This window comes from Rahnella victoriana, from assembly GCF_004330295.1.
Lineage (GTDB): Bacteria > Pseudomonadota > Gammaproteobacteria > Enterobacterales > Enterobacteriaceae > Rahnella > Rahnella victoriana.
In genome coordinates, this window is sequence record NZ_SJOJ01000007.1 from 25,031 (window position 1) to 47,180 (window position 22,150).

The 22,150-nt window shown below is 51.3% G+C and carries 20 protein-coding genes and 4 tRNA genes; 4 read left to right on the plus strand and 20 right to left on the minus strand.

Features of this window, described 5'->3' with window-relative positions; genetic code table 11:
- Together EYY67_RS07645 and EYY67_RS07650 are read left to right on the plus strand one after the other, a co-directional pair.
- The gene (locus EYY67_RS07645; RefSeq protein ID WP_131693249.1) at nt 1-1,074 is read left to right on the plus strand and encodes a contractile injection system protein, VgrG/Pvc8 family; all 1,074 of its coding nucleotides are present in this window, start codon (nt 1-3) and stop codon (nt 1,072-1,074) included.
- A gap of 71 nt (nt 1,075-1,145) precedes the next feature.
- The gene (locus EYY67_RS07650; RefSeq protein ID WP_015695930.1) at nt 1,146-1,325 is read left to right on the plus strand and encodes an ogr/Delta-like zinc finger family protein; all 180 of its coding nucleotides are present in this window, start codon (nt 1,146-1,148) and stop codon (nt 1,323-1,325) included.
- Nucleotides 1,326-1,417: 92 nt separating this feature from the next.
- Here the strand turns inward: EYY67_RS07650 and rplS are convergent, their stop codons facing one another.
- The 5 genes from rplS to ffh all read right to left on the minus strand — a co-directional run bounded on the left by rplS (nt 1,418) and on the right by ffh (nt 5,019).
- Nucleotides 1,418-1,765 (minus strand): 50S ribosomal protein L19, encoded by a 348-nt coding sequence (gene rplS, locus EYY67_RS07655; RefSeq protein WP_095923499.1) that lies wholly within the window; start codon nt 1,763-1,765, stop codon nt 1,418-1,420.
- Nucleotides 1,766-1,813: 48 nt separating this feature from the next.
- On the minus strand, nt 1,814-2,587 hold the full coding sequence (gene trmD, locus EYY67_RS07660) for a tRNA (guanosine(37)-N1)-methyltransferase TrmD (protein WP_131693250.1): 774 nt from the start codon (nt 2,585-2,587) through the stop codon (nt 1,814-1,816).
- Nucleotides 2,588-2,663: 76 nt separating this feature from the next.
- On the minus strand, nt 2,664-3,212 hold the full coding sequence (gene rimM / locus EYY67_RS07665) for a ribosome maturation factor RimM (RefSeq protein WP_013574036.1): 549 nt from the start codon (nt 3,210-3,212) through the stop codon (nt 2,664-2,666).
- Between the two features lie 18 nt (nt 3,213-3,230).
- Nucleotides 3,231-3,479 carry a 30S ribosomal protein S16 gene (rpsP, locus tag EYY67_RS07670; RefSeq protein ID WP_015689395.1) on the minus strand — a complete coding sequence of 83 codons (249 nt, stop codon included), beginning with the start codon at nt 3,477-3,479 and terminating at the stop codon, nt 3,231-3,233.
- A gap of 178 nt (nt 3,480-3,657) precedes the next feature.
- Nucleotides 3,658-5,019 carry a signal recognition particle protein gene (gene ffh, locus EYY67_RS07675; protein WP_095923500.1) on the minus strand — a complete coding sequence of 454 codons (1,362 nt, stop codon included), beginning with the start codon at nt 5,017-5,019 and terminating at the stop codon, nt 3,658-3,660.
- Between the two features lie 164 nt (nt 5,020-5,183).
- Between ffh and EYY67_RS07680 the strand changes: the two genes are divergently transcribed.
- Together EYY67_RS07680 and EYY67_RS07685 are read left to right on the plus strand one after the other, a co-directional pair.
- A complete protein-coding gene (locus EYY67_RS07680; RefSeq protein ID WP_095923501.1) occupies nt 5,184-5,975 on the plus strand; it encodes a cytochrome C assembly family protein in 792 nt (263 codons plus the stop codon).
- Nucleotides 5,976-5,991: 16 nt separating this feature from the next.
- Nucleotides 5,992-7,281, plus strand: a complete 1,290-nt coding sequence (locus EYY67_RS07685) for an HlyC/CorC family transporter (RefSeq protein ID WP_095923502.1) — start codon at nt 5,992-5,994, stop codon at nt 7,279-7,281.
- A gap of 72 nt (nt 7,282-7,353) precedes the next feature.
- Here the strand turns inward: EYY67_RS07685 and luxS are convergent, their stop codons facing one another.
- The 15 genes from luxS to EYY67_RS07765 form a co-directional block, all read right to left on the minus strand.
- Nucleotides 7,354-7,869 (minus strand): S-ribosylhomocysteine lyase, encoded by a 516-nt coding sequence (gene luxS, locus EYY67_RS07690; protein WP_095923503.1) that lies wholly within the window; start codon nt 7,867-7,869, stop codon nt 7,354-7,356.
- Nucleotides 7,870-8,026: 157 nt separating this feature from the next.
- Nucleotides 8,027-9,598, minus strand: a complete 1,572-nt coding sequence (gene gshA / locus EYY67_RS07695) for a glutamate--cysteine ligase (protein ID WP_119823239.1) — start codon at nt 9,596-9,598, stop codon at nt 8,027-8,029.
- 85 nt (nt 9,599-9,683) lie between these two features.
- Complete coding sequence (locus EYY67_RS07700) at nt 9,684-10,112, minus strand: YqaA family protein (protein ID WP_095923504.1); 429 nt, start codon at nt 10,110-10,112, stop codon at nt 9,684-9,686.
- The gene (yqaB, locus tag EYY67_RS07705) at nt 10,109-10,675 is read right to left on the minus strand and encodes a fructose-1-phosphate/6-phosphogluconate phosphatase (RefSeq protein ID WP_131693251.1); all 567 of its coding nucleotides are present in this window, start codon (nt 10,673-10,675) and stop codon (nt 10,109-10,111) included. Before yqaB ends, EYY67_RS07700 begins: the two co-directional genes overlap by 4 nt.
- 356 nt (nt 10,676-11,031) lie before the next feature.
- Nucleotides 11,032-11,108, minus strand: a tRNA-Arg gene (locus EYY67_RS07710).
- 180 nt (nt 11,109-11,288) lie between these two features.
- Nucleotides 11,289-11,365 (minus strand) — tRNA-Arg (locus tag EYY67_RS07715).
- A gap of 180 nt (nt 11,366-11,545) precedes the next feature.
- Nucleotides 11,546-11,622 (minus strand) — tRNA-Arg (locus EYY67_RS07720).
- Nucleotides 11,623-11,630: 8 nt separating this feature from the next.
- A tRNA-Ser gene (locus EYY67_RS07725) sits at nt 11,631-11,723 on the minus strand.
- A gap of 325 nt (nt 11,724-12,048) precedes the next feature.
- Nucleotides 12,049-12,234, minus strand: coding sequence for a carbon storage regulator CsrA (gene csrA / locus EYY67_RS07730; RefSeq protein ID WP_013574027.1), 186 nt, complete (start codon nt 12,232-12,234; stop codon nt 12,049-12,051).
- A 253-nt stretch (nt 12,235-12,487) separates the two neighbouring features.
- Nucleotides 12,488-15,118, minus strand: coding sequence for an alanine--tRNA ligase (gene alaS, locus EYY67_RS07735; protein WP_131693252.1), 2,631 nt, complete (start codon nt 15,116-15,118; stop codon nt 12,488-12,490).
- 138 nt (nt 15,119-15,256) lie between these two features.
- The gene (gene recX / locus EYY67_RS07745; protein WP_229921255.1) at nt 15,257-15,799 is read right to left on the minus strand and encodes a recombination regulator RecX; all 543 of its coding nucleotides are present in this window, start codon (nt 15,797-15,799) and stop codon (nt 15,257-15,259) included.
- A 267-nt stretch (nt 15,800-16,066) separates the two neighbouring features.
- Nucleotides 16,067-17,131, minus strand: coding sequence for a recombinase RecA (gene recA, locus EYY67_RS07750; RefSeq protein WP_095923507.1), 1,065 nt, complete (start codon nt 17,129-17,131; stop codon nt 16,067-16,069).
- A gap of 107 nt (nt 17,132-17,238) precedes the next feature.
- Nucleotides 17,239-17,733, minus strand: coding sequence for a nicotinamide-nucleotide amidase (gene pncC, locus EYY67_RS07755; protein ID WP_131693254.1), 495 nt, complete (start codon nt 17,731-17,733; stop codon nt 17,239-17,241).
- A gap of 157 nt (nt 17,734-17,890) precedes the next feature.
- The gene (gene mltB / locus EYY67_RS07760) at nt 17,891-18,994 is read right to left on the minus strand and encodes a lytic murein transglycosylase B (RefSeq protein WP_131693255.1); all 1,104 of its coding nucleotides are present in this window, start codon (nt 18,992-18,994) and stop codon (nt 17,891-17,893) included.
- Nucleotides 18,995-19,147: 153 nt separating this feature from the next.
- Nucleotides 19,148-21,808 (minus strand): hypothetical protein, encoded by a 2,661-nt coding sequence (locus EYY67_RS07765; RefSeq protein WP_131693256.1) that lies wholly within the window; start codon nt 21,806-21,808, stop codon nt 19,148-19,150.
- Nucleotides 21,809-22,150: the final 342 nt, after the last annotated feature.

The following is a 22,150-nucleotide window of genomic DNA, read 5'->3' on the forward strand; positions in this document are numbered from 1 at the left end:
ATGCTGACCGATTTGCAAATACCTGCCGGGGCAAGGATTGCGCCGGTATTTACACTGGCGATTAAAAATAAGGTCCTCGAGGAAAATATCTCCGACCGTATTATTAAATTGTCGGTAACAGATAAAAGCGGTTTTGAGGCGGACATGCTAAGCCTGACATTCGACGACAGTGATGGTCTGTTGCAGATGCCTGTCAGGGGGGCCATCTTGCACCTGCATCTCGGGTGGTCAAAACAAGCTTTATACGATTGCGGCTATTTTACGGTCGATACAGTCGTCTACTCCGGCTCCCCCGATAAAATTGACGTGACCGCCCGCAGCGCAGATTTTCGTGGCTCTTTTGCTACCAGGCGCAGCCAGTCCTATGACGATTACACACTGGGTGCAATTGTGCGGATTATTTCTGGGCGGAATGCCTTATCGTTGCCGGTGATCCCGCAGGAACTCGACAGCATTAAGATACCGCATATCGATCAGACGACTGAAACAGATGCCTATTTCCTGAGCCGTCTGGCGCAAAATTACGGCGCTCAGGTCACGGTGAAAAATGGCTCAATCTTATTTTTTAAAGGGGGAACAGGTCGCACCGCGTCGGGCCAGGCGCTTCCCTGGAAGACCCTGATCCGCAGTGACGGAGATAATTATACCTATAAGCTGACAGATACCCGGGCCTATAGCGGCGTGAAGGCACAATGGCACGATGTTAAAACGGCGACGAGCAGTAATATTGCGCTTAACCGCACCGCTGATAAGAGTTATACCGCCGGAACGGCAGAAAATATCCTGCAGCTCGCCAAAATCTTTCCTGACGAGGAAACGGCAAAACGGGCTGCAGACTCCGTGTTTAGTCAGATACAAACTGATTCGTCGTCCTTCAGCATCAAACTTGCCATGGGACGCGCCGATCTCAGTGCGCAATCGCCGGTAAACGTCCAGGGTTTTAAAGATGAGATCGACAGTCAACGCTGGGTGATTGAGTCCGCAGTGCATAATGTTAATGAGAAAGGCTTTACTACCACGTTGAATCTGAAGATTTACATTGCAGATATCACTTACGAATCCTCAATAACATAATTTAAACTTGCTTTTGCGAGTTATGAGTTTCATAATCACCTTATCGCTTACTTGTCATGCCGGAGGTTTTTATGATGCATTGTCCGCTTTGTGGAAAGGTTGCCCATACACGTTCAAGCCGTTACCTGAGTGAATCCACGAAAGAACGCTATCACCAGTGTCAGAACATCGAGTGCAGCTGTACCTTCGCAACACACGAATCTGTCGCCCGGGTTATCTCAAAACCGGGTGGCCAGCCTGCCGCTGCGTAGTCAATATGTGTTCATTGATGCAAAAAAAAGGGGTTAGCCGATGGCTAACCCCTTGTTCTATATTAACTAGTAGATGTCGCGTTAGCGATACCTTAGCCCAGACGCTCTTTGATACGAGCAGACTTACCAGTACGCTCACGCAGGTAGTACAGTTTAGCTTTACGAACGGCACCACGACGTTTAACAGTAATGCTGTCGATTACTGGGGAGTGAGTCTGGAATACACGCTCAACACCTTCGCCGTTAGAAATTTTGCGAACAGTGAATGCAGAGTGCAGACCGCGGTTACGAATAGCGATAACCACGCCCTCGAATGCCTGCAGACGCTTTTTAGAACCTTCAACGACCCATACCTTAATTTCCAGGGAATCACCTGGACGGAATGCAGGTACGTCTTGCTTCATCTGCTCTTGTTCGATTTGTTTAATGATATTGCTCATAATATGTCTCTTACCCTAGGTAAACTGATATATCGGGACGGCTAAGCGTTACGCTTCGGCGTTCCCTTCATAGTTTTGTTGACTGAGCCGATGTTCCTTTTGGAACTCTCTCAGCAACACCTCTTGCTCGTCAGTCAGAGCTAGGTTTTCCAGAAGTTCAGGTCTTCTAAGCCAGGTTCGACCCAGCGACTGTTTCAGGCGCCAGCGACGTATATCAGCGTGGTTTCCCGACAGTAAAACTGACGGTACCTCCATGCCTTCCAACACTTCAGGGCGGGTATAATGGGGACAATCCAACAATCCGTCAGCAAAAGAATCTTCCTCTGCTGAAGCCTGACGACCCAAAACGCCCGGTATAAAACGGGAGACTGAATCAATCAGAGTCATTGCCGGCAACTCTCCACCGCTAAGAACATAATCGCCAATTGACCATTCTTCATCAATTTCGGTTTTGATTATGCGCTCATCGATCCCTTCATAACGGCCACAAACCAGAATAATTTTCTGATGCGCCGCCAGCTCGCAAACACCGGTTTGATCCAGTTTGCGACCCTGAGGTGAAAGATAAATCACTTTCACACCTTCGCCTGCCGCTGCTTTTGCTGCATGAATCGCTTCCCGTAAAGGTTGCACCATCATCAGCATTCCGGGACCCCCGCCGTAAGGGCGTTCGTCCACGGTACGATGTCGATCGTATGCGAAGTCACGAGGACTCCAGCAATTTACGCTCAACAGGCCATTCTTAACTGCCCGGCCAGTTACCCCGTAATCCGTGATTGCGCGGAACATTTCAGGAAACAGGCTAATTATACCGATCCACATAGCCTACCCCTTCCAAATGTTTGACCGCTCAACCAGACCTTGTTTACATGTTTTATATGAATAAACACTACGGAGGTCAAAAACCAGGATCCCAATCTACTTCAACAGTGCGAGTAGCGAGATCGACTTTCTTGATAACCTGCCCATCGAGGAACGGAATCAACCGCTCCTTGAGTCCGAAGGCATCTTTCAGGTTGGCTTTCACTACCATCACATCGTTAGAACCGGTTTCCATCATATCGATGATTTTGCCCAGTTCGTAACCGGAAGTTGTCACTACCTGGCAACCAAAAAGGTCTTTCCAGTAGTAGTCACCGTCTTCCAGTGGAGGCAGTTGCTTTGAATCGACGACAATTTCGCAATTGGTCAGAAGATTCGCAGCATCCCGATCATCAACGCCTTTGACTTTGATAATCAGATCCTGAGTGTGGCGTTTCCAGCCTTCCAGCTCGACAACTTGCCACTTACCGGCACGCTGGATAAACCAGGGCTGGTAATCGAAGATGCTTTCAGCGTCTTCGGTGGATGAAAACACTCTGAGCCAACCACGAATGCCGTATGTTGAACCCATTTTGCCGAGTACTAACGGCTCAGCGGGTACCACTGGATTGGATTGCTTGCTCATTGCCACCACCGCGACAGATTAAGCTGCTTTCTTAGCGTCTTTGATCAGCGCAGAAACGCGATCAGAAACGGTAGCACCCAGACCAACCCAATGGGCAACACGGTCCAGATCCATACGCAGTGCTTCAGCCTGGCCAGAAGCCAATGGGTTGAAGAAACCTACGCGTTCGATGAAACGACCGTCACGAGCGTTGCGGCTGTCGGTCACTACTACTTGATAAAACGGACGCTTTTTTGCGCCGCCACGTGCTAAACGAATTGTTACCATAACATCCTCTTTAGTTAATAAAACAACCAGACCCCATCGGGGAACGGGGTCTGGTTGCAATATAAAAAGCCCGAAAATTTTACTCATTTTGGCGCAAAAAGCAATCTAAAGCGTAGAAACCTTAGCCACCATTTTGCATGAGCCGCCTATATGGCTGATATATAGGCAGTGACGTCGATTAACGGCCAGGGAAACCCGGTGGCATCATACCTTTCATGCCACGCATCATTTTCGCCATGCCGCCACTCTTCATTTTCTTCATCATGCGCTGCATATCATCGAACTGCTTAAGTAAGCGGTTGACGTCCTGCACCTGCATGCCGGAACCCATCGCGATACGACGCTTACGGGAACCTTTAATAATTTCCGGCTTGGCGCGCTCTTTCAGCGTCATCGAGTTGATGATCGCTTCCATCCGCACCAGCACTTTATCATCCATCTGGGATTTGACGTTATCCGGCAGCTGACCCACACCCGGCAGTTTGCTCATCATACTCGCCATGCCGCCCATATTACGCATCTGCTTGAGCTGCTCGAGGAAGTCGGTCAGGTCAAAGCCGTCGCCTTTCTTGAGTTTGCTCGCCAGCTTTTCAGCCTGTGCGCGGTCAACTTTGCTCTCAATATCTTCGATAAGCGAGAGAACGTCGCCCATACCCAGAATACGGGAGGCAATACGATCCGGATGGAAGGGCTCCAGCGCATCGGTTTTTTCACCCATACCCAGGAATTTAATCGGTTTGCCGGTGATATGACGAATCGACAACGCAGCACCGCCACGGGCATCACCGTCGACTTTAGTCAGGATCACGCCGGTCAGCGGCAACGCTTCATTAAACGCTTTCGCGGTATTCGCGGCATCCTGACCCGTCATGGCATCGACAACAAACAGGGTTTCGACCGGATTAATCGCGGCATGAACCTGTTTGATTTCGTCCATCATCGCTTCGTCGACGTGTAAACGGCCGGCGGTATCGACAATCAGAACGTCGTAGAATTTCAGTTTGGCTTGCTGAAGTGCGCGGCTGACGATATCCACCGGCTTTTCCTGCGCATCGGACGCAAAGAAATCCACTTCAACTTGCTGCGCCAGGGTTTCCAGCTGTTTGATCGCCGCAGGACGATAAACGTCGGCGGACACCACCAGCACTTTTTTCTTTTTCTTTTCTTTCAGGAATTTCGCCAGTTTACCGACGCTGGTCGTTTTACCGGCACCTTGTAAACCTGCCATCAGAACCACAGCCGGAGGCTGCGCCGCTAAGTTAAGCTCGGTGTTAGCCTCGCCCATCGCGGTTTCCAGCTCTTTCTGGACAATTTTGACGAATTCCTGACCCGGGGTGAGGCTCTTATTGACCTCAACGCCAACAGCGCTTTCTTTCACCCGGTTGATGAAGTCACGCACGACCGGCAGCGCAACGTCCGCTTCCAGTAACGCCATACGCACTTCACGTAATGTCTCTTTGATATTTTCTTCGGTCAGCCGCCCGCGGCCGCTGATATTGCGCAGTGTGCGCGACAATCGATCGCTTAAATTCTCAAACATCGTCTCTTGCTCAACGTAATGACAGGCCGCTTTTGCGACGTAATTGCGGGATTATAACACGAAGCGCGGACGATCTCTGCTTTGGCATCTCAGATAGGTTGGAGCGTGACGCGGGTAACGTTATACTGCGGTTCTCATTCACTTTTCGATGCTACCGAAACGCTATGTCAGTTTTTGCTCTCGTCGCCATGTTGGCCTATCTGCTCAGCCTTGCACTGATTATTCCGAGCATCATCCGGAAGAACAGCGCATACCGGCGTTTAGCACTAATTTCCGTGGTGGTGGCCCTGATCTGCCACGCCGTAGCATTGCAACAACGTATTTTCGATGTCAGCACCGGCCAGAACCTCAGTCTGGTGAACATTGGATCGGTCGTCAGTTTAATCATTGGCACGGTGATGACCATCGTCGCCTCGCGCAATCGTGGCTGGTTTGTCCTGCCGATTGTTTACAGTTTCTCGCTGATTAATCTGGCGTTCGTGACCTTTCTTCCGGGCGAGTTCATCACGCATCTTGAAGAAAGCAAAGGCCTGCTGGTTCACATTGGTCTGGCATTATTCTCGTATGCCACACTGATGATCGCCGCACTTTACGCGCTGCAACTGGCGTGGCTCGATTATCAGCTGAAGAATAAGCGCCTGACGTTTACGGCTGACATGCCGCCGCTGATGAGCATCGAGCGCAAACTTTTTCACATCACCCAGATTGGTGTCATTTTACTGACGCTGACGCTGTGCACCGGATTACTGTATCTGAACAACCTGTTCAGCCCGGAGAATATCGACAAGGCCGTCTTATCGATACTGGCATGGTTCGTTTATATCGTCCTGTTATGGGGCCATTATCACGAAGGCTGGCGTGGCCGCCGCGTGGTATGGTTCAGCATGGCGGGCGCCATCCTCCTGACTCTTGCCTATTTTGGCAGTCGCCTGATCCAGCAAATCATGGTTCATTAATTAAAAGGAATACCCGTTGGAGCACGTCTCAACAACAACCCTGATCATCACATTGATCATCATGGTGGTGGTTTCGGCTTATTTTTCAGCCTCCGAAACCGGTATGATGACACTCAACCGTTACCGGTTACGTCACCTGGCCAAACAGGGTAACCGCGCGGCGCGTCGCGTCGAAAAGCTGTTAAAACGCCCGGATCAACTGATCAGTCTGGTGCTTATCGGCAACAACCTGGTCAACATTCTTGCTTCCGCTCTGGCAACGATTGTGGGCATCCGTCTGTATGGCGATGCCGGCGTGGCGATTGCTACCGGTGTGCTGACCTTTGTTGTGCTGCTGTTTGCAGAAGTCCTGCCAAAAACCTTTGCCGCACTGAATCCTGAGCGCATCGCGTTTCCGAGCAGCATTTTGTTGCGTCCGCTGCAAAAAATCATGATGCCATTGGTGTGGATCCTGAACAGTCTCTCGCGCCTGCTGATGAGAATGTTCGGCATCAAGACCACTGCCAGCCTCAGCGATGCCGTCAGCAAAGAAGAACTGCGTACCATCGTGAACGAGTCACGCTCGAATATCTCACGCCGTAATCAGGACATGCTGCTTTCCGTGCTGGATCTGGAAAAAGTGTCAGTTGATGACATCATGGTGCCGCGCAATGAAATCGTCGGCATTGATATCAATGACGACTGGAAGTCGATCATTCGCCAGCTCACCCACTCGCCGCATGGCCGCATTGTGCTTTACCGCGACTCCCTCGATGATGCGATCGGTATGCTGCGCCTGCGTGAAGCTTACCGTCTGATGACCGAGAAAAAAGAGTTCACCAAAGAAAACCTGCTGCGCGCCGCCGACGAGATTTACTACATTCCGGAAGGTACGCCGCTGAATATTCAGCTGGTAAAATTCCAGCGGAATAAAAAGAAAGTGGGCATCGTGGTGGATGAATACGGTGATATTCAGGGGCTGGTAACGGTTGAGGATATCCTTGAAGAAATCGTCGGCGATTTCACGACGTCGATGTCACCGACGCTTGCTGAAGAAGTCACGCCGCAAAGCGACGGGTCCGTGCTGATTGAAGGCAGTGCGAACGTCCGTGAGCTGAACAAAGCGTTTAACTGGCATCTGCCCGCAGAGGAAGCGAGAACCATCAACGGTATGCTGCTGGAAGTGCTGGAGGATATTCCGACCATCGGCACCAGCCTGCGTATTGAAGATTATGAAGTGGAAATTCTCGATGTGCAGGACAACATGATCAAACAGGTGCAGGTTCGCCCCTTACAACCGTTGCAAAGCAGCGTAAACCAGCGCTGAGCCTCTGAATTTCAGACATAAAAAAGACGCGAATTTCGCGTCTTTTTTGTCTTCAGCACCAACCAAAAACGACTAGATGTGCAGTTCGGACAGTTTCTCTTTTGGCAGAGCCAGATCATCGTTACGGTTTACGACAACATCATGATCGATGATGTGTTGCGCGATTTCCTGTGCTTCTTTCAGGGAATGCATTTCGTAAGTACCGCACTGATATTCATTCAGCTCGGGGATCTGACGCTGTTCTTTCACTTTCAGAACGTCCGCCATCGCGGCTTTCCAGGCATCCGCCACGCGTTGCTCTTCCGGCACACCAATCAGGCTCATGTAGAAACCCGTACGGCAGCCCATCGGAGAAATATCGATGATCTCAACACCGCTGCCATTCAGGTGGTTACGCATGAACCCTGCAAACAGGTGCTCAAGGGTATGAATACCACGTTCAGGCATTACTTCAATGTTCGGGCGGCAGAAGCGCAGATCGAACACGGTAATGGTGTCACCGTGCGGGGTATGCATGGTTTTTGCGACGCGAACAGCAGGTGCTGCCATACGGGTATGGTCTACGGTAAAGCTATCCAACAGTGGCATATCGTCACCTCTCCTAAATAAATTAATTTTTTTTACGAACTCAGGAAACCTTTTCCCAGCACGCGGGTCTTAATTAGTGAAAGACGCGCATTTGTTATCATCATCCCTGTAAACAGAGATGTTTATTTGGCCACATTAATTGTGGCCTTTTTCTTTTCTACTCAACGCTACTGCCTGCATTCGCAGCCAGGTATTCTTCAAAGCTTAGCTTATCGCCGGCTTCCAGTGCGCGCTGACGCTGCCAGGAACCGTCCTGCTCAGCCATTAAAGCACTCTCATCCAACACTTCCAGCGGTTCACTCACCAGCATCTGACGGTATTTCTCCGCCAGTTCCAGCCCGAGATTCCCCACGCCTTGCTGTTTCAGATCCCTGAGGATACGGGCCGAATACGTCAGTTCCGGATCATCAAACGCCGCGACCAGCTCTTTGCAAACATCCTGATACTGATTATCGCCGTTTTGTTTATCCATGACCTGGGCAACACGGCTCAGATCGGCAAACAAAGCATTACCGACGCTGGCTAATGGCTGACGTTCATCATGACAGCCGATACCAATCGTCTGCCCCGGTTTACGACCTTCAAGGATCACCCGGTTCCAGTTTTTGCGCGTACAAAGCAGTTCATCACTGCTCATTTCCGGCGCATCCGCTAATGCACACCATACCAAAAACAGATCCAGGAAACGTGCCTGGGTTGCATCAATGCCCACAGGAGAGAACGGATTGACATCCAGCGAGCGGACTTCAATGTATTCGATCCCGCTGCGCATCAGTGCATCAGAAGGCGTTTCACCCGATTTGGTGACACGTTTAGGACGGATTGGCGCATAAAGTTCGTTCTCAATCTGTAACACATTGGTGTTCAGCTGAAGATATTTCCCGTCCTTTTTCACGCCCATTTCCGCATACTCCGCCGATGGTGTGCGGATAGCCTTTTTCACGCCCTTCACATACGTCGTAAGGTCGTTAAAGGTGATGCCCAGATTGCTCTGTGATTTATTGGTATACCCCAAATCACTCAGACGCAACGAGGTGGCATAGGGCAGATAACACAATCCACCTTCGGTATATTCGAATGGCAAATCTGTTTCACGCCCTTTCAGGAATGAAGAACAGATCGCAGGCGACGCCCCGAACAGATACGGGATCACCCAGCCGAAACGGTAATAGTTACGGATGAGTTTGAAATAGCCAGCAGAGATCGCCTCTTTGCCACTTTCAACATCGGTCACACCTAACCGCTCCTGCCAGAAAGTCAGTGGCAAAGAGAAATTATAGTGGATGCCGGAAATGACCTGCATCAGCGCGCCGTAGCGGTTCTTCAGACCTTCGCGGTAAAGCGTTTTGAAACGTCCTGCGTTCGACGAACCATATTGTGCCAGTTCGATATCCTGTCCGGATTCGATAAAGCACGGCATGCTGAACGGCCACATACGCTCGTCGCCAAGCTCACGGGCTACGTGACGGTGAATGTCACGCAGAAACGCCATCAGATGCTCAATATTGTCATCGACGGGCGTAATGAATTCTAATAAGGCTTCAGCAAAATCGGTGGTGATCCAGCGATGCGTCAGTGCCGCACCTAAAGATTCCGGGTGTCCGGTTGTCGCTAATGAACCATCGGGATTAACCCGCAGTGTTTCACGCTCAATACCGCGACGAATACCTTTTAATGCCTGAGGGTGGGCTTCCAGCCAGGAAAGCGCCTGAGATACATCCGGGATCAAATTGACCTCCCGCTCGGTGAAACCATTAATTTGCAAGCATACTGAGTCTGCATAGATGTGACCATAATTGATAGCTGATGCCAATCTAACTGAACCATGAGAGCCCCTCCAGCGTAACAACCGTCAAAAGGACGTAACGCACGGCCTTTCCGATAAACATGAAAAAGACCACAGGCCCCCACGGCATTCGCAGCCAACCTGCTAATACGCACAACACATCGCCTATCACCGGCAACCAGCTCAGCAATAACGCCGCAGGTCCAAAGCGCTTCAGCCAGCCCTGTGCAACGTGTAATCCACGCTGAGGTTTAAGCTGCGGCAGAAAGCGTCCGATGATGACGTTGGTTATGCCACCTAAGGTATTGCCAACAGATGCAGACAAAACCAGTGCCGCTGGCATTGCGCTGCCAGCTGACAATAAAGCCACTAATAAGACTTCTGAATTTCCGGGCAATAATGTGGCGCTTAAAAAACTGCTGCCAAATAAAGAAGCCAGCGCCACGGCGCTACTCACAGCGTACGCACGTCCACAAAATCCATATTGGCGCGTTTCGCCGCCTCAATACCGAAATCTGCATCTTCAAAGACGAGGCATTTTTCAGGAGGCACGCCGATGAGCTCAGCGCAGCGCAAAAAGGTATCCGGCGCAGGCTTGTGGTTCTGCACGTCATTCGCGCCCACAATGGCGTCAAAGCAATCACGCAGCCCTAAATGCCGTAACAGGGCATCCGCCATCCAGTGCTCACTGCCCGTCCCGACTGCCATCGGCCGGCGGCCATGATAGGCTTTGACGACATCCACCAAAGGCAGAGGCCGGACGGTATCGAGCAGCATTTCCTGCACGGCAGCGGTCTTCTCTGCGGCCAGCAGATGGGGATCCATATCGACATTATTGCTGTCGATAACAAACTTGGCGATGCGCCAGGTCGGAGAACCATTCAGAGCAACCATGGATTCGACATCAAACTGCATGCTGTATTTGGTCAATACCTGATGCCATGCCTTACGGTGCGTAGGTTCGGTATCCAATATGGTGCCATCCATATCAAATATTAGCCCTTCGTATCGATCGTACATCGAAAGCTCCATGATCACGAAAAAACAGGAAAACTACTTTAGCGCAAAGTCTTTCGAAAGTCGCATTTTGTCCACACCTACAGCACATCCGAACACGTAGGAAACATCAGGGAAATGAAAAGGAAGAGGTAAAATCAGGAGGCAAAATGCAGAAAGCAAAAAACCCGCCGGAGCGGGTTTTTCTCATGCTGAACGACAAATACATCGTCAACATACACAAATATGTTGCACCCAGGAAGATGACTCGGCGGGACCTCGCCCTGCGGGCCGTTGCTAAAGCAACGTTATCTTCCTTCGTGCTACCTTCATGCCGGAGGACCCTATACGAAAGTCGTCGCTCAAACATGTTCAGAATATGGTGCACCCAGGAAGATTCGAACTTCCGACCGCTCGGTTCGTAGCCGAGTACTCTATCCAGCTGAGCTATGGGTGCATTGGGGTCGTGCTGAGTTTTTCGGGAAATACTAAGAGAAAGAATGGTGCACCCAGGAAGATTACTCGGCTATCGCCTCGCCCTACGGGCCGTTGCTGAAGCAACGTTATCTTCCTTCGTGCTATCTGCATATTGAGTGCAATATAAAATCTTTATCATCGCTTCAACATACACAAAATATGGTGCACCCAGGAAGATTCGAACTTCCGACCGCTCGGTTCGTAGCCGAGTACTCTATCCAGCTGAGCTATGGGTGCATTGGGGTCGTGCTGAGTTTTTCGGGAAATACTAAGAGAAAGAATGGTGCACCCAGGAAGATTACTCGGCTATCGCCTCGCCCTACGGGCCGTTGCTGAAGCAACGTTATCTTCCTTCGTGCTATCTGCATATTGAGTGCAATATAAAATCTTTATCATCGCTTCAACATACACAAAATATGGTGCACCCAGGAAGATTCGAACTTCCGACCGCTCGGTTCGTAGCCGAGTACTCTATCCAGCTGAGCTATGGGTGCATTTTAAATGGCGGTGAGGCGGGGATTCGAACCCCGGATGCAGCTTTTGACCGCATACTCCCTTAGCAGGGGAGCGCCTTCAGCCTCTCGGCCACCTCACCATACGCCTCTTGCGAGTGTGCTGACTAACTTTGTTCAAGCTCATCGGCACTGCGTGGCGCACATATTACTTTCTGGCCCTTATAAGTCAAACCCTTTTTTCCTAACAATCACCCGTTTGGACATTTCACGCGCAACCTGCGCAGTTTGAAGACAAAAACAGGGCGTAAACGCAGAAAAAACGTCTTCATTTTCAGGAATGGCAGATCAGGAACACATCACGGAGGGAAATGAAAAAACGAAAAAAGCAGGAAAACAGGGAAAGGAAAATCAATAACGCGCACAAAAGAGGATCAGCGCCTCGCCATCGACGAGACGCCTCGTAAATCAGTAACTCGTCTGCTGAGACTTTTCAGCCTGGATACGCTGGTAAATCTCTTCACGGTGAACAGAGACCTCTTTTGGCGCATTCACACCAATGCGCACCTGATTACCTTTAACACCTAAAACGGTAACAGTAACCTCATCGCCAATCATGAGGGTTTCACCAACTCGGCGAGTTAGAATAAGCATTCTTTGCTCCTTGAATAATTAAAAGAGTCGGGTCTCTCAGTTTCCCGGCCATTATCGATCATAAGCGGGTAAAACGTAAGCCATGACCCCTACATAAAATGTAAGCAGCCTGCAACTTCAGCCATGAGTACTTTAAGTTTAGCCGATATCATCATTGTCGCGACTTTAATCGCGAAGCCCACCCTGCCATTAAGACTGAAAACGCCATACAGCACAACAGATTATGGCGTTTTCCGGGTGAGCGATTTATTTCTTATGACAGCTTAGATTCAACCCAGGCTTCTACCGTTGCCAGAGCAGCAGGTAATGCCTGCACATCACTACCACCAGCCTGCGCCATATCAGGACGACCACCGCCTTTGCCGCCCACCTGCTGGGCAACGGAGGCAATCAGCTCGCCTGCTTTAACGCGATCGGTCAGATCTTTCGTGACACCGGCAATCAGGCTGACTTTGTCATCCGCAATGGTCGCCAGAACAATAATCACTGAACCTAACTGATTTTTCAGATCATCAACCATCGTACGCAGAATCTTAGGCTCTACGTTATCCAACTGACGAACCAACAGCTTAACGCCTTTCACTTCTTTCGCCTGGCTGGACAGTGATGCACTTTCCTGCGCGGCTTGCTGACCTTTCACTTGCTGAAGTTCTTTTTCCAGCACACGTGAACGTTCAATCAGGGTACGGATTTTATCGGTAATGCTGTTCACATCGCCTTTCACCAGATGTGCCACATCCTGCAGCAAATCGCTTTGCTGATGCAGGGCATTGATGGCATTTTCACCGGTAATCCCTTCAATGCGGCGAACACCTGCTGCGGTACCGGATTCGCTCTGAATGCGGAACAGACCGATATCACCGGTACGGCTGGCGTGCGTGCCACCACAGAGTTCGGTAGAGAAATCACCCATGCTCAGCACACGAACGCTGTCTTCGTATTTCTCACCGAACAGCGCCATGGCGCCTTTCTCTTTCGCTTCTTCCAGATCCATGATGGTGGTCTGAATAGGCAAATTGCGGCGGATCTGGGCATTCACCAGATCTTCGACCTGGCGGATCTCTTCAGGTTTCATGGCTTCAAAATGCGAGAAGTCGAAACGCAGATAGTTGTCGTTAACCAGAGAACCTTTCTGAGCCACATGTTTGCCCAGAACCTGACGCAGCGCGGCGTGCAGCAAGTGGGTCGCAGAGTGATTCAGACGAATACTGTCACGGCGCGCGGCGTCAACTTCCGCCTCGACGCTGTCGCCGATGCTCAGTTTACCGGCGTTCAGGGAACCCTGATGGCCAATCGCTTTGCCGTATTTCTGGGTATCCGAGACGGAGAAAATGCCTGATGCCGTTTTCAGGATGCCTTTATCGCCCACCTGACCACCGGATTCACCGTAGAACGGCGTGTCATCCAGCACGACAATCGCGTTAACGCCAGCCTCAATCTCATTCACTGGCTGACCATCAACAAACAGCGCGATCACTTTGGAATGGCGTTGCAGATGTTCGTAACCGGAGAACTGAGTGACGCCATCCACGCGAACCATGCTGTTGTAATCTGCGCTGAAGCCGCTGGACTCACGAGCACGACGACGCTGAACGTCCATCGCTTTCTCGAAACCGGCTTCGTCAACTTTCAGATTGCGCTCGCGGCAAACATCCGCGGTCAGATCCAGCGGGAAACCAAAGGTGTCGTACAGGCGGAAAGCAATTTCGCCGTCCAGCGTATCGCCTTTCAGAGCGGACAATTCTTCGTCCAGCAACGCCAGGCCGCGTTCCAGAGTACGGGCAAACTGCTCTTCTTCGGTTTTCAGCAGTTGCTCAACCATCGCCTGCTGTTCTTTCAGTTCTGTCGCCGCCGGGCCCATCACCTCAATCAGCGGAGCAACCAGTTTGTAGAAGAACGTGTCTTGCGCACCCAGCATGTTGCCGTGACGGATCGCACGACGAATGATACGACGCAGCACATAACCACGGTTTTCATTGGATGGGATCACGCCATCGGCAATCAGGAACGCACAGGAACGGATATGGTCAGCGATAACGCGCAGGGATTTGCTGGTCAGATCGGTCGCACCGGTAACTTCCGCGACAGCCGCGATCAGTTTCTGGAACAGATCGATGTCGTAGTTTGAGTTCACGTGCTGCATCACCGCGGTGATGCGCTCAAGCCCCATCCCGGTATCAACGGACGGTTTTGGCAGCGGCAGCATGGTACCGTCAGCCTGACGGTTGAACTGCATGAAGACCAGGTTCCAGATCTCGATATAACGGTCGCCATCTTCTTCAGCAGAACCCGGAGGGCCGCCCCAGATGTGATCGCCATGATCGTAGAAAATCTCGGTACAAGGGCCGCAAGGACCGGTATCGCCCATCTGCCAGAAGTTGTCAGAGGCGAAGGCGCCGCCTTTATTATCGCCGATGCGGATAATACGTTCTTTAGGAACGCCGACTTCTTTTTCCCAGATTTCAAAAGCTTCGTCATCGGTCTCGTAGACGGTAACCCACAGCTTCTCTTTCGGCAGATTGAACCAGTTTTCGCCGGTCAGTAATTCCCAGGCGTAGTTGATGGCATCATGCTTGAAGTAATCACCGAAGCTGAAGTTACCCAGCATTTCGAAGAACGTGTGGTGACGTGCGGTATAACCGACGTTTTCGAGGTCATTGTGCTTACCGCCTGCGCGGACACAACGCTGAGACGTGGTAGCGCGGTTGTAATCGCGCTTATCCAGACCGAGGAAAACGTCTTTAAATTGGTTCATCCCGGCATTGGTAAACAACAGTGTCGGATCGTTTGTCGGGACAAGCGAACTGCTTGAAACAATGTTGTGTCCCTTACTATGGAAGAAATCGAGAAACGCTTGACGGATCTCAGCGGTGCTCTTGCTCATAAATATCCCGGAATCATGCTGGAAGAACGGCTCTTGAGCCGGATAACGCTGCATATGGCAGCAATCTGTACAGCTCACGAACGAAAAAGTGCGGATAAGATAAAATTTCTGCGCGGGGAAGTAAAATACCGTATGCGGTCAATCGTCAAAATCGCGATAAATAGACTGTATTTCTTCCTGAAAGAAGCCCCGATAGAGCAAATAACGCAGAACTTTTGATTTTTCTTTCCAGTCAGTCGGCAAATTTTCACCAAATTTTCTGACCGCCAGATCCCTCGCCAGAACACACCAGTCGACTTCCGTATTTTCCAGCGCCACCTGGATGGTTTCTTTATCGACACCTTTTTGCAGTAATTCCGAACGGATGCGCTGCGCCCCGTAACCTTTATGGCTTCGGCCAGAAATATAGCGGCTGGCAAATTTGGCATCATCAAGCCAGTGATGCTGATAACAATAATCGATGACGGCCTGCACATGTTCTTCCGGGATCTCTTCCGGCACCGGCCGCGGCGCCGGTTTAGCGCGCACCGTCTCTTCGTCAGCAAACTCATTGTGTTCCGGTTTTTTACGCGAAGACCAGCTGCTTTTCTTATTTTGAGGTTTGACGAACGGCATTGGCGGAATAAGTAATTTGCGGCGCAATTCGGCTTCGCCGTGGTCACGCTGAGACAGCAAACGCATGGCGCGGTTAATCAGCGTGTTGATTTTCGCGGCATCGCCGTCCTTTTTCTGCGGCTCAAACAGTGTGGACTCGCTGTTTTGCGCCACCTCTTCAAGCAGCCTTTTCAGGTCGATGATTTTTTTATCAGGTAAGTTTTCATCGGACATAAGGTTTTCCCCTTATATGCAAAATGCCAGTCTGGAAACCAGACTGGCATTTTAGCGACGTTTGAAAGTTACGGACAAAGTCCCCTGCCCTTCAAATGTCTTTGTCAGACAACCGCGAAATTAAAACTCTTCGCTGGTTTCCATGTTGTCGTCAGCATCTTCAGCCGTGGTCGCAGCACTCAGTTCACCGGTACCGCTCAACAGCATATCACGCAGTTTTTTATCCAGCTCGGCAGCCACTTTCGGGTTTTCTTTCAGGTAGTTGCAGGAGTTCGCTTTACCCTGACCAATCTTCTCACCGTTGTAGCTATACCATGCACCGGCTTTTTCGATCAGCTTGTGCTTCACGCCGAGGTCAATCAGCTCGCCGTTAATGTTGATGCCTTCGCCGTACATGATCTGGAATTCAGCTTGTTTAAATGGCGCAGCGATTTTGTTCTTCACCACTTTCACACGCGTTTCGCTACCGACAACCACATCGCCTTCTTTGATCGCGCCGATACGGCGGATATCCAGACGCACAGAAGCGTAGAATTTCAGGGCGTTACCGCCGGTGGTGGTTTCCGGGTTACCGAACATCACACCAATTTTCATACGGATCTGGTTGATGAAGATCAGCAAGGTGTTGGCGTTTTTCAGGTTACCGGCCAGCTTACGCATCGCCTGGCTCATCATACGTGCCGCGAGGCCCATGTGAGAGTCACCAATTTCGCCTTCGATTTCCGCTTTCGGTGTCAGTGCGGCGACGGAGTCAACGATGATCACGTCAACAGCGCCTGAACGGGTCAGCGCGTCACAGATTTCCAGAGCCTGTTCGCCAGTATCGGGCTGAGAACACAGCAGGTTATCGATATCCACGCCCAGTTTTTTAGCGTAGATCGGGTCCAGGGCGTGTTCTGCATCGATGAACGCACAGGTTTTGCCTTCACGCTGTGCAGCCGCGATAACTTGCAAGGTCAGCGTTGTTTTACCGGAAGATTCCGGGCCATAGATCTCAACGATACGGCCCATTGGCAAACCGCCGGCACCTAACGCGATATCCAGAGACAAAGAGCCGGTAGAGATCGTTTCAACGTCCATGGAGCGATCTTCACCCAGACGCATGATGGAGCCTTTACCGAATTGCTTTTCAATCTGGCCCAGTGCTGCAGCTAACGCTTTTTGCTTGTTCTCATCAATAGCCATTTTTACTCCTCGTCTGATACAGGGGAACATCCCGCCTGCATCACTGAATATAATTTATGTACAGGTAATTGGCAGTAATTATACTGTATGCTCATACAGTATCAAGCCTAATTTTTAATAAACTCATGCAATGCAGTTTGTAGCGAAAAAACAGCAGCTTGCAAACGCACTGCTTCGCGATCGCCGGAAAACTGCTGTTTTGCCGTCAGAACCCGGCCGTCTTTTCCGGCAAATCCGAACCAGACGATGCCGACAGGTTTTTCTGCTGAACCGCCGTCAGGGCCGGCGATACCGCTGACCGACACCGCAATATCCGCGCCCGCTGCATGCAGGACGCCCTGCGCCATTTCATGCACCACCTGCTCGCTCACCGCGCCATATTGCTCCAGTGTGCTTTCGGAAACACCCAGCAGTTCATGTTTGGCGGCATTGCTGTAGGTGACAAATCCGCGATCAAACCACGCAGAACTGCCCGCAATATCGGTAATGGCTTTGGCAATCAGACCGCCGGTACAGGATTCTGCACAGGTGATCCACTCCCCTTTCGCTTTCAGCGCGGCGCCGATTTCCACACTCAGTTCATGTAAACGTTTTTCGCTCATATCCCCTCCTGACGGGTCATCTGAACCAGACCCGATGTTAGCATTTCTCTTCCGGTCTGTGAGTTCCGGCGAAGCGTTTTGCGCGATGTATTCAGAATTGGCATGAAAAAAAGAAGGGCCACTCGCTGCGGCCCTTCAGACATCAACGCAACCGGGATTAGCGTGCGGCTTTGACTGCCTCGCCCAACTGCCACACGGCCATCGCATAATGCACGCTGTGGTTATAACGGGTGATGGTGTAGAAGTTCGGCAGCCCGTACCAGTACTGGTAATTAGTGCCCATATCAAGGCGCAGCAGGCTGGCTTCCTGATAATTACCCAGCGAACCGAGCGGGCTCAGTCCCGCCGCTTTCAGCGTATACAACGGATATTTGGTTTTGAAGCCATTCTCAAGCAGAGGTGCCTGCCCTGCCGCCGGTACCGCGATTGGTGCGCCTTTCGTCCAGCCGTGCGCCTTAAAATAATTGGCGACGCTGCCGATGGCATCAATCGGATCCCACAGGTTGGCATGACCGTCACCGTTGAAGTCGACGGCATAATCTTTATAAGAGGATGGCATAAACTGACCATACCCCATGGCACCCGCAAAGGAACCGCGCAGGCTCAGCGGATCATCGCCTTCACGCCGCGACATCAGCAGGAAGGTTTCCAGCTCGCCGGAGAAGTACTCCGCCCGGCGCGGATAGGCAAAGGACAGGGTCGCCAGCGCATCGATAATACGGGTTTTGCCCATCACGCGTCCCCAGCGGGTTTCCACGCCGATAATGCCGACAATGATTTCCGGCGGCACGCCGTAAACCTGCTCGGCGCGCTGCAACGCATCCTGATACTGATTCCAGAACACCACACCGTTCTGGACGTTATCTGGCGTAATGAACTTGCTGCGATAGCGGTTCCACGCGCCGTTGGGCACCGTCGATGGCGGACCGGAAGGTGCCTGCTGATCCATCAGTCGTAATACAAATCCCAGACGTTTGGTTTGCGACAACACATCATGCAGCTGCTGACGGTCAAAACCGTGCTCGCGCACCATTTTGTCGACGAACTGATTCATGGCCGGATCATAGGCGAAATCACCGGTCTGAACCGCGCCGGTATGCTCAGGTTGCAGCAGAAAACCGCCGTCAGGAACCGTATTCGCGCTGGCATTTCTTCCATCGGAGAAAGGGTTGCGCGGGCCTTCAGGCTGTGGCGCGGGCTTGTGACTGCTACAGGCAGAAAGTGTAAGAACCAGGGGAAGAATGATTGCCAGGTGGCGCATCGGATATCCGTAACCATGCAATAAAAGAGGTACAGATATGGTAGAGCATTATCAGAGCCGAAAAAACTGAAAATCACCGTCTTTACAAGGAACAATGATTCCGGGGGGCGGGCCCGCTGTACCGGACCCGCCTGCGGTAAAAACGCCGTCAGATTACTTCGTCACTGGCGACTTAGCACGCCACTGGCTGCCTGATTTCAGCGCACTGCTTTCCTCAAATTTCACCGGATTATCACGATAGGCTTTCAGTTTGTTGCTCATCCAGCTGCTGGCATCGCCCACACCGCTGATCACACCGGTCGTCGCACCGCCACCTAAGTGGACATGGAAAATACCGCGTGACGGGAAATCCAGATACTTCGGCGTGGACAGATCCCATGAATGACGTGAGAACAGTTCACGGGTGTCATTACCCATCATTGATGCATAAGCCGCATCGAATTTCAGCGCCAGCAGGCGTTCATGGATCGCATCCACCGAGGTCCCGATTTCAGAATGCCCCATCAGGTAGCTGCCGCCGCTGCCCCAGTTCTGGGTGTTGAAATCGGCATTCACCTCATCAGCAGAAGTCGGCAGATGGCTGGCCGGAACCTGCCATGGCAGAACCGGTTGACGCAGGTGACGACTTAATGAAGCGCAGAAATCAAAAGTGCGTTCCCATTCGTATGGAGAATAACAATAACCATTGGCATACGAACGGATAGTGAAGTCATCGGCTTCGTAACGGTCTGCCGCCATAAAATCAGCGCCCTTCGCCACATCAGGCGAACCGTCTGCACGGATATACTCGATGTCATCAAACACGCCGACCAGCAAGGCATATTGCGCCGTCAGTCTGCCCGCAGTGAACGGATCAACCGTCATTTTTTTATGTTGCAGGTCAGCGGCATCAAACACATCGTCATAGACGAAATCTTTGTAAACCCACTGCGAACCGGCGACGCCCCACAGGTTAACCTGCCAGCCGAGTACAACATCTGGCGCAACCACGCGCGTCAGCCAGTTCACCGCACGGATATACCCTTTCAGGGTATTGGTAATGCCCGCAGGAACCTGCACATTGACGTTGTGATGGGCCAGTGCTTCGGTCAGAGGCTGACGCACCGGAATTTCATACGTCGGCAGGAAACCGTATTTCTGGCATTCGCCAAGATAATCCGGATTGACAATATACCCGGCGGGCACCGGATGTTCGGCATCCTTCTGGGACTGCGACATTTGCAGCGACTGAATAAAGTTGGCGAAGCTGAATTTATGGCGAACCGGATCGGCAATAATATTCGTGACATCGCCCAGTGATAAGTTACAGGTATAAGACACCATCAGCGGCAGCACGGGTTCATTCAGTTTGGCGGAAACGTCCCGCGCCATTTTAATAATTTGCAGCGTCGGTTCTTTAGACGGTGACAGATAATCGCCCGCATCGCCCATGCCGTCATCACCGGAATATTTGAAAATTGAAGAGACGCGCGCCGCGGCAAAATCATCCACGTTAGTCGGTACCATATTGGCGCAGGCACCAAAGGTGAGGAATTCAGGGAAGCCTTTCACATGCAGGTTCGCCCCTTTCACAATCGCCACATTCAGCTGTGCCGGCGCATTCGCGCTGACCAGTAAAGGCTGAGGGCTGACATCCACGTAATGCACCACGCCATTAAGAATAAAGGTGTCGGCAACCACGGTATAAGAACCGGGGGCGACCAGCACCGACTGCACAATGCTGCCATTTTGTGCCGCGATGGCATCGAAACGATACTGGCGGGGTGTGGCGGAATTATCCGTCAGACGCAGGGTCAGGGATTTGCTCACAGCACTTTCGGCTTTCACATTGAGGGTCAGCTTCACGGAGGTTGACTGTGAATCGCCACGCTGGCTCACCTGTGCCTGCGTGTAGTTAATGCTGTGATACTGACCGTCGAACTGACCGTCGTAATCATCAAACAGATAATGAACATTGTTCAGACGCAAATCGGCGAGACGGATTTCGAAGCGGCCGGAGACAGGCAACTGCTCCAGACGATATTGCTGACCGGAGCGCACCGGCAGGCTCAATTTATCTTTACCATTTTCGCTGCAAATCAGCGTCAGTTCTTCATCACGCAAACCAGCAATGCCCGAGAAATTCAGCGCGACATCAATGGTGGTCGTGCGGCTCACTGCGCCGAAAGTGACCGCCAGCGATGTGGTGCGCCCTTTATCAACGGTCACTTCCGTTTTATCGATGTTCACAGGCACGCGGATTGTGCCGTCTTCAGTGCTTAATTCCGCCGCAAAGACCGCGTACGTCCCGGCATTAAGGGAAAATGTTGATGTGTGGCCGAATTCCGGCAGAACGCGCAGGGTGGTATCACCGCGCACCAGACGCAATTCCAGCGTGGCGTGGCTCAGTCCGGCTGGCAGCGGAGGGCAACTGACTGACAGCTCGCCGGTCACACCCGGCTCTTCGTCTGCAGCCAGCGCAAAGGTTTCACGGAAATCGGACCAGGCAGGCGAATCAGCGGAAGAAACGTTCAGCCCCATATGAATTTTTTGAACAGCGTCGCCGACAGGCTGACCATCAGTCGGTTCGACGATCACTTTGACATCGAAAATTCCGCCGCCGACATCGGTGGATTCCACCTTAATACCCAGTGGTTTCCACGGGTTGGTTTCGACATTAATATCACCGGCGGTTATTTTTCCGGGTGCGGAAAATACGATCACTAACTTTTCTTTAATATCGGCGGCACCGCCAGAAGGGCTTTTAATATCGCTCAAATCAAGAGTGGGATACCAGGCGTCATTCGTCATGTTTATTTTGAATTGCAATTGCATAATACGTCTCCGAAAAGATGGATAAATAGAGTGGAAACTCCCGCCGTAATAACGTCATCCGGGAACAGCCATCACCCTAGCAGACGAATAAACCCGCCATCCTCACACTTAATTCATTTTATGCAGTTGTTATTATTCATATTATCCCGTAATGAAAACATAAATATCACAGCCCGTTTTCATTATTATCATTCCTCTTATTATTATTCTCACAAACATAAAAACCCTATTATCTCCCCGTTTTCTGTCCGTTCACCTTCCGCTGGCGTTCAGTGCTGCAAACGGCGGGCGCGTTACATGTTTGGTTTGCGTGATGTTATCCATTTTTAGTTGTGACAGCTT

Excerpts from the sequence above, each read along its gene's own strand:
- pncC (WP_131693254.1), bottom strand. The coding sequence starts at position 17,733 with ATGAGCGAAAAACGTTTACATGAACTGAGTGTGGAAATCGGCGCCGCG.
- yqaB (WP_131693251.1), bottom strand. The coding sequence starts at position 10,675 with ATGTACGATCGATACGAAGGGCTAATATTTGATATGGATGGCACCATA.
- EYY67_RS07645 (WP_131693249.1), top strand. The coding sequence starts at position 1 with ATGCTGACCGATTTGCAAATACCTGCCGGGGCAAGGATTGCGCCGGTA.
- luxS (WP_095923503.1), bottom strand. The coding sequence starts at position 7,869 with ATGCCACTGTTGGATAGCTTTACCGTAGACCATACCCGTATGGCAGCA.
- rimM (WP_013574036.1), bottom strand. The coding sequence starts at position 3,212 with ATGAGCAAGCAATCCAATCCAGTGGTACCCGCTGAGCCGTTAGTACTC.
- rplS (WP_095923499.1), bottom strand. The coding sequence starts at position 1,765 with ATGAGCAATATCATTAAACAAATCGAACAAGAGCAGATGAAGCAAGAC.
- alaS (WP_131693252.1), bottom strand. The coding sequence starts at position 15,118 with ATGAGCAAGAGCACCGCTGAGATCCGTCAAGCGTTTCTCGATTTCTTC.
- EYY67_RS07680 (WP_095923501.1), top strand. The coding sequence starts at position 5,184 with ATGTCAGTTTTTGCTCTCGTCGCCATGTTGGCCTATCTGCTCAGCCTT.
- EYY67_RS07765 (WP_131693256.1), bottom strand. The coding sequence starts at position 21,808 with ATGCAATTGCAATTCAAAATAAACATGACGAATGACGCCTGGTATCCC.
- rpsP (WP_015689395.1), bottom strand. The coding sequence starts at position 3,479 with ATGGTAACAATTCGTTTAGCACGTGGCGGCGCAAAAAAGCGTCCGTTT.
- csrA (WP_013574027.1), bottom strand. The coding sequence starts at position 12,234 with ATGCTTATTCTAACTCGCCGAGTTGGTGAAACCCTCATGATTGGCGAT.
- recA (WP_095923507.1), bottom strand. The coding sequence starts at position 17,131 with ATGGCTATTGATGAGAACAAGCAAAAAGCGTTAGCTGCAGCACTGGGC.
- trmD (WP_131693250.1), bottom strand. The coding sequence starts at position 2,587 with ATGTGGATCGGTATAATTAGCCTGTTTCCTGAAATGTTCCGCGCAATC.
- mltB (WP_131693255.1), bottom strand. The coding sequence starts at position 18,994 with ATGCGCCACCTGGCAATCATTCTTCCCCTGGTTCTTACACTTTCTGCC.
- recX (WP_229921255.1), bottom strand. The coding sequence starts at position 15,799 with ATGCGTTTGCTGTCTCAGCGTGACCACGGCGAAGCCGAATTGCGCCGC.
- ffh (WP_095923500.1), bottom strand. The coding sequence starts at position 5,019 with ATGTTTGAGAATTTAAGCGATCGATTGTCGCGCACACTGCGCAATATC.
- EYY67_RS07650 (WP_015695930.1), top strand. The coding sequence starts at position 1,146 with ATGATGCATTGTCCGCTTTGTGGAAAGGTTGCCCATACACGTTCAAGC.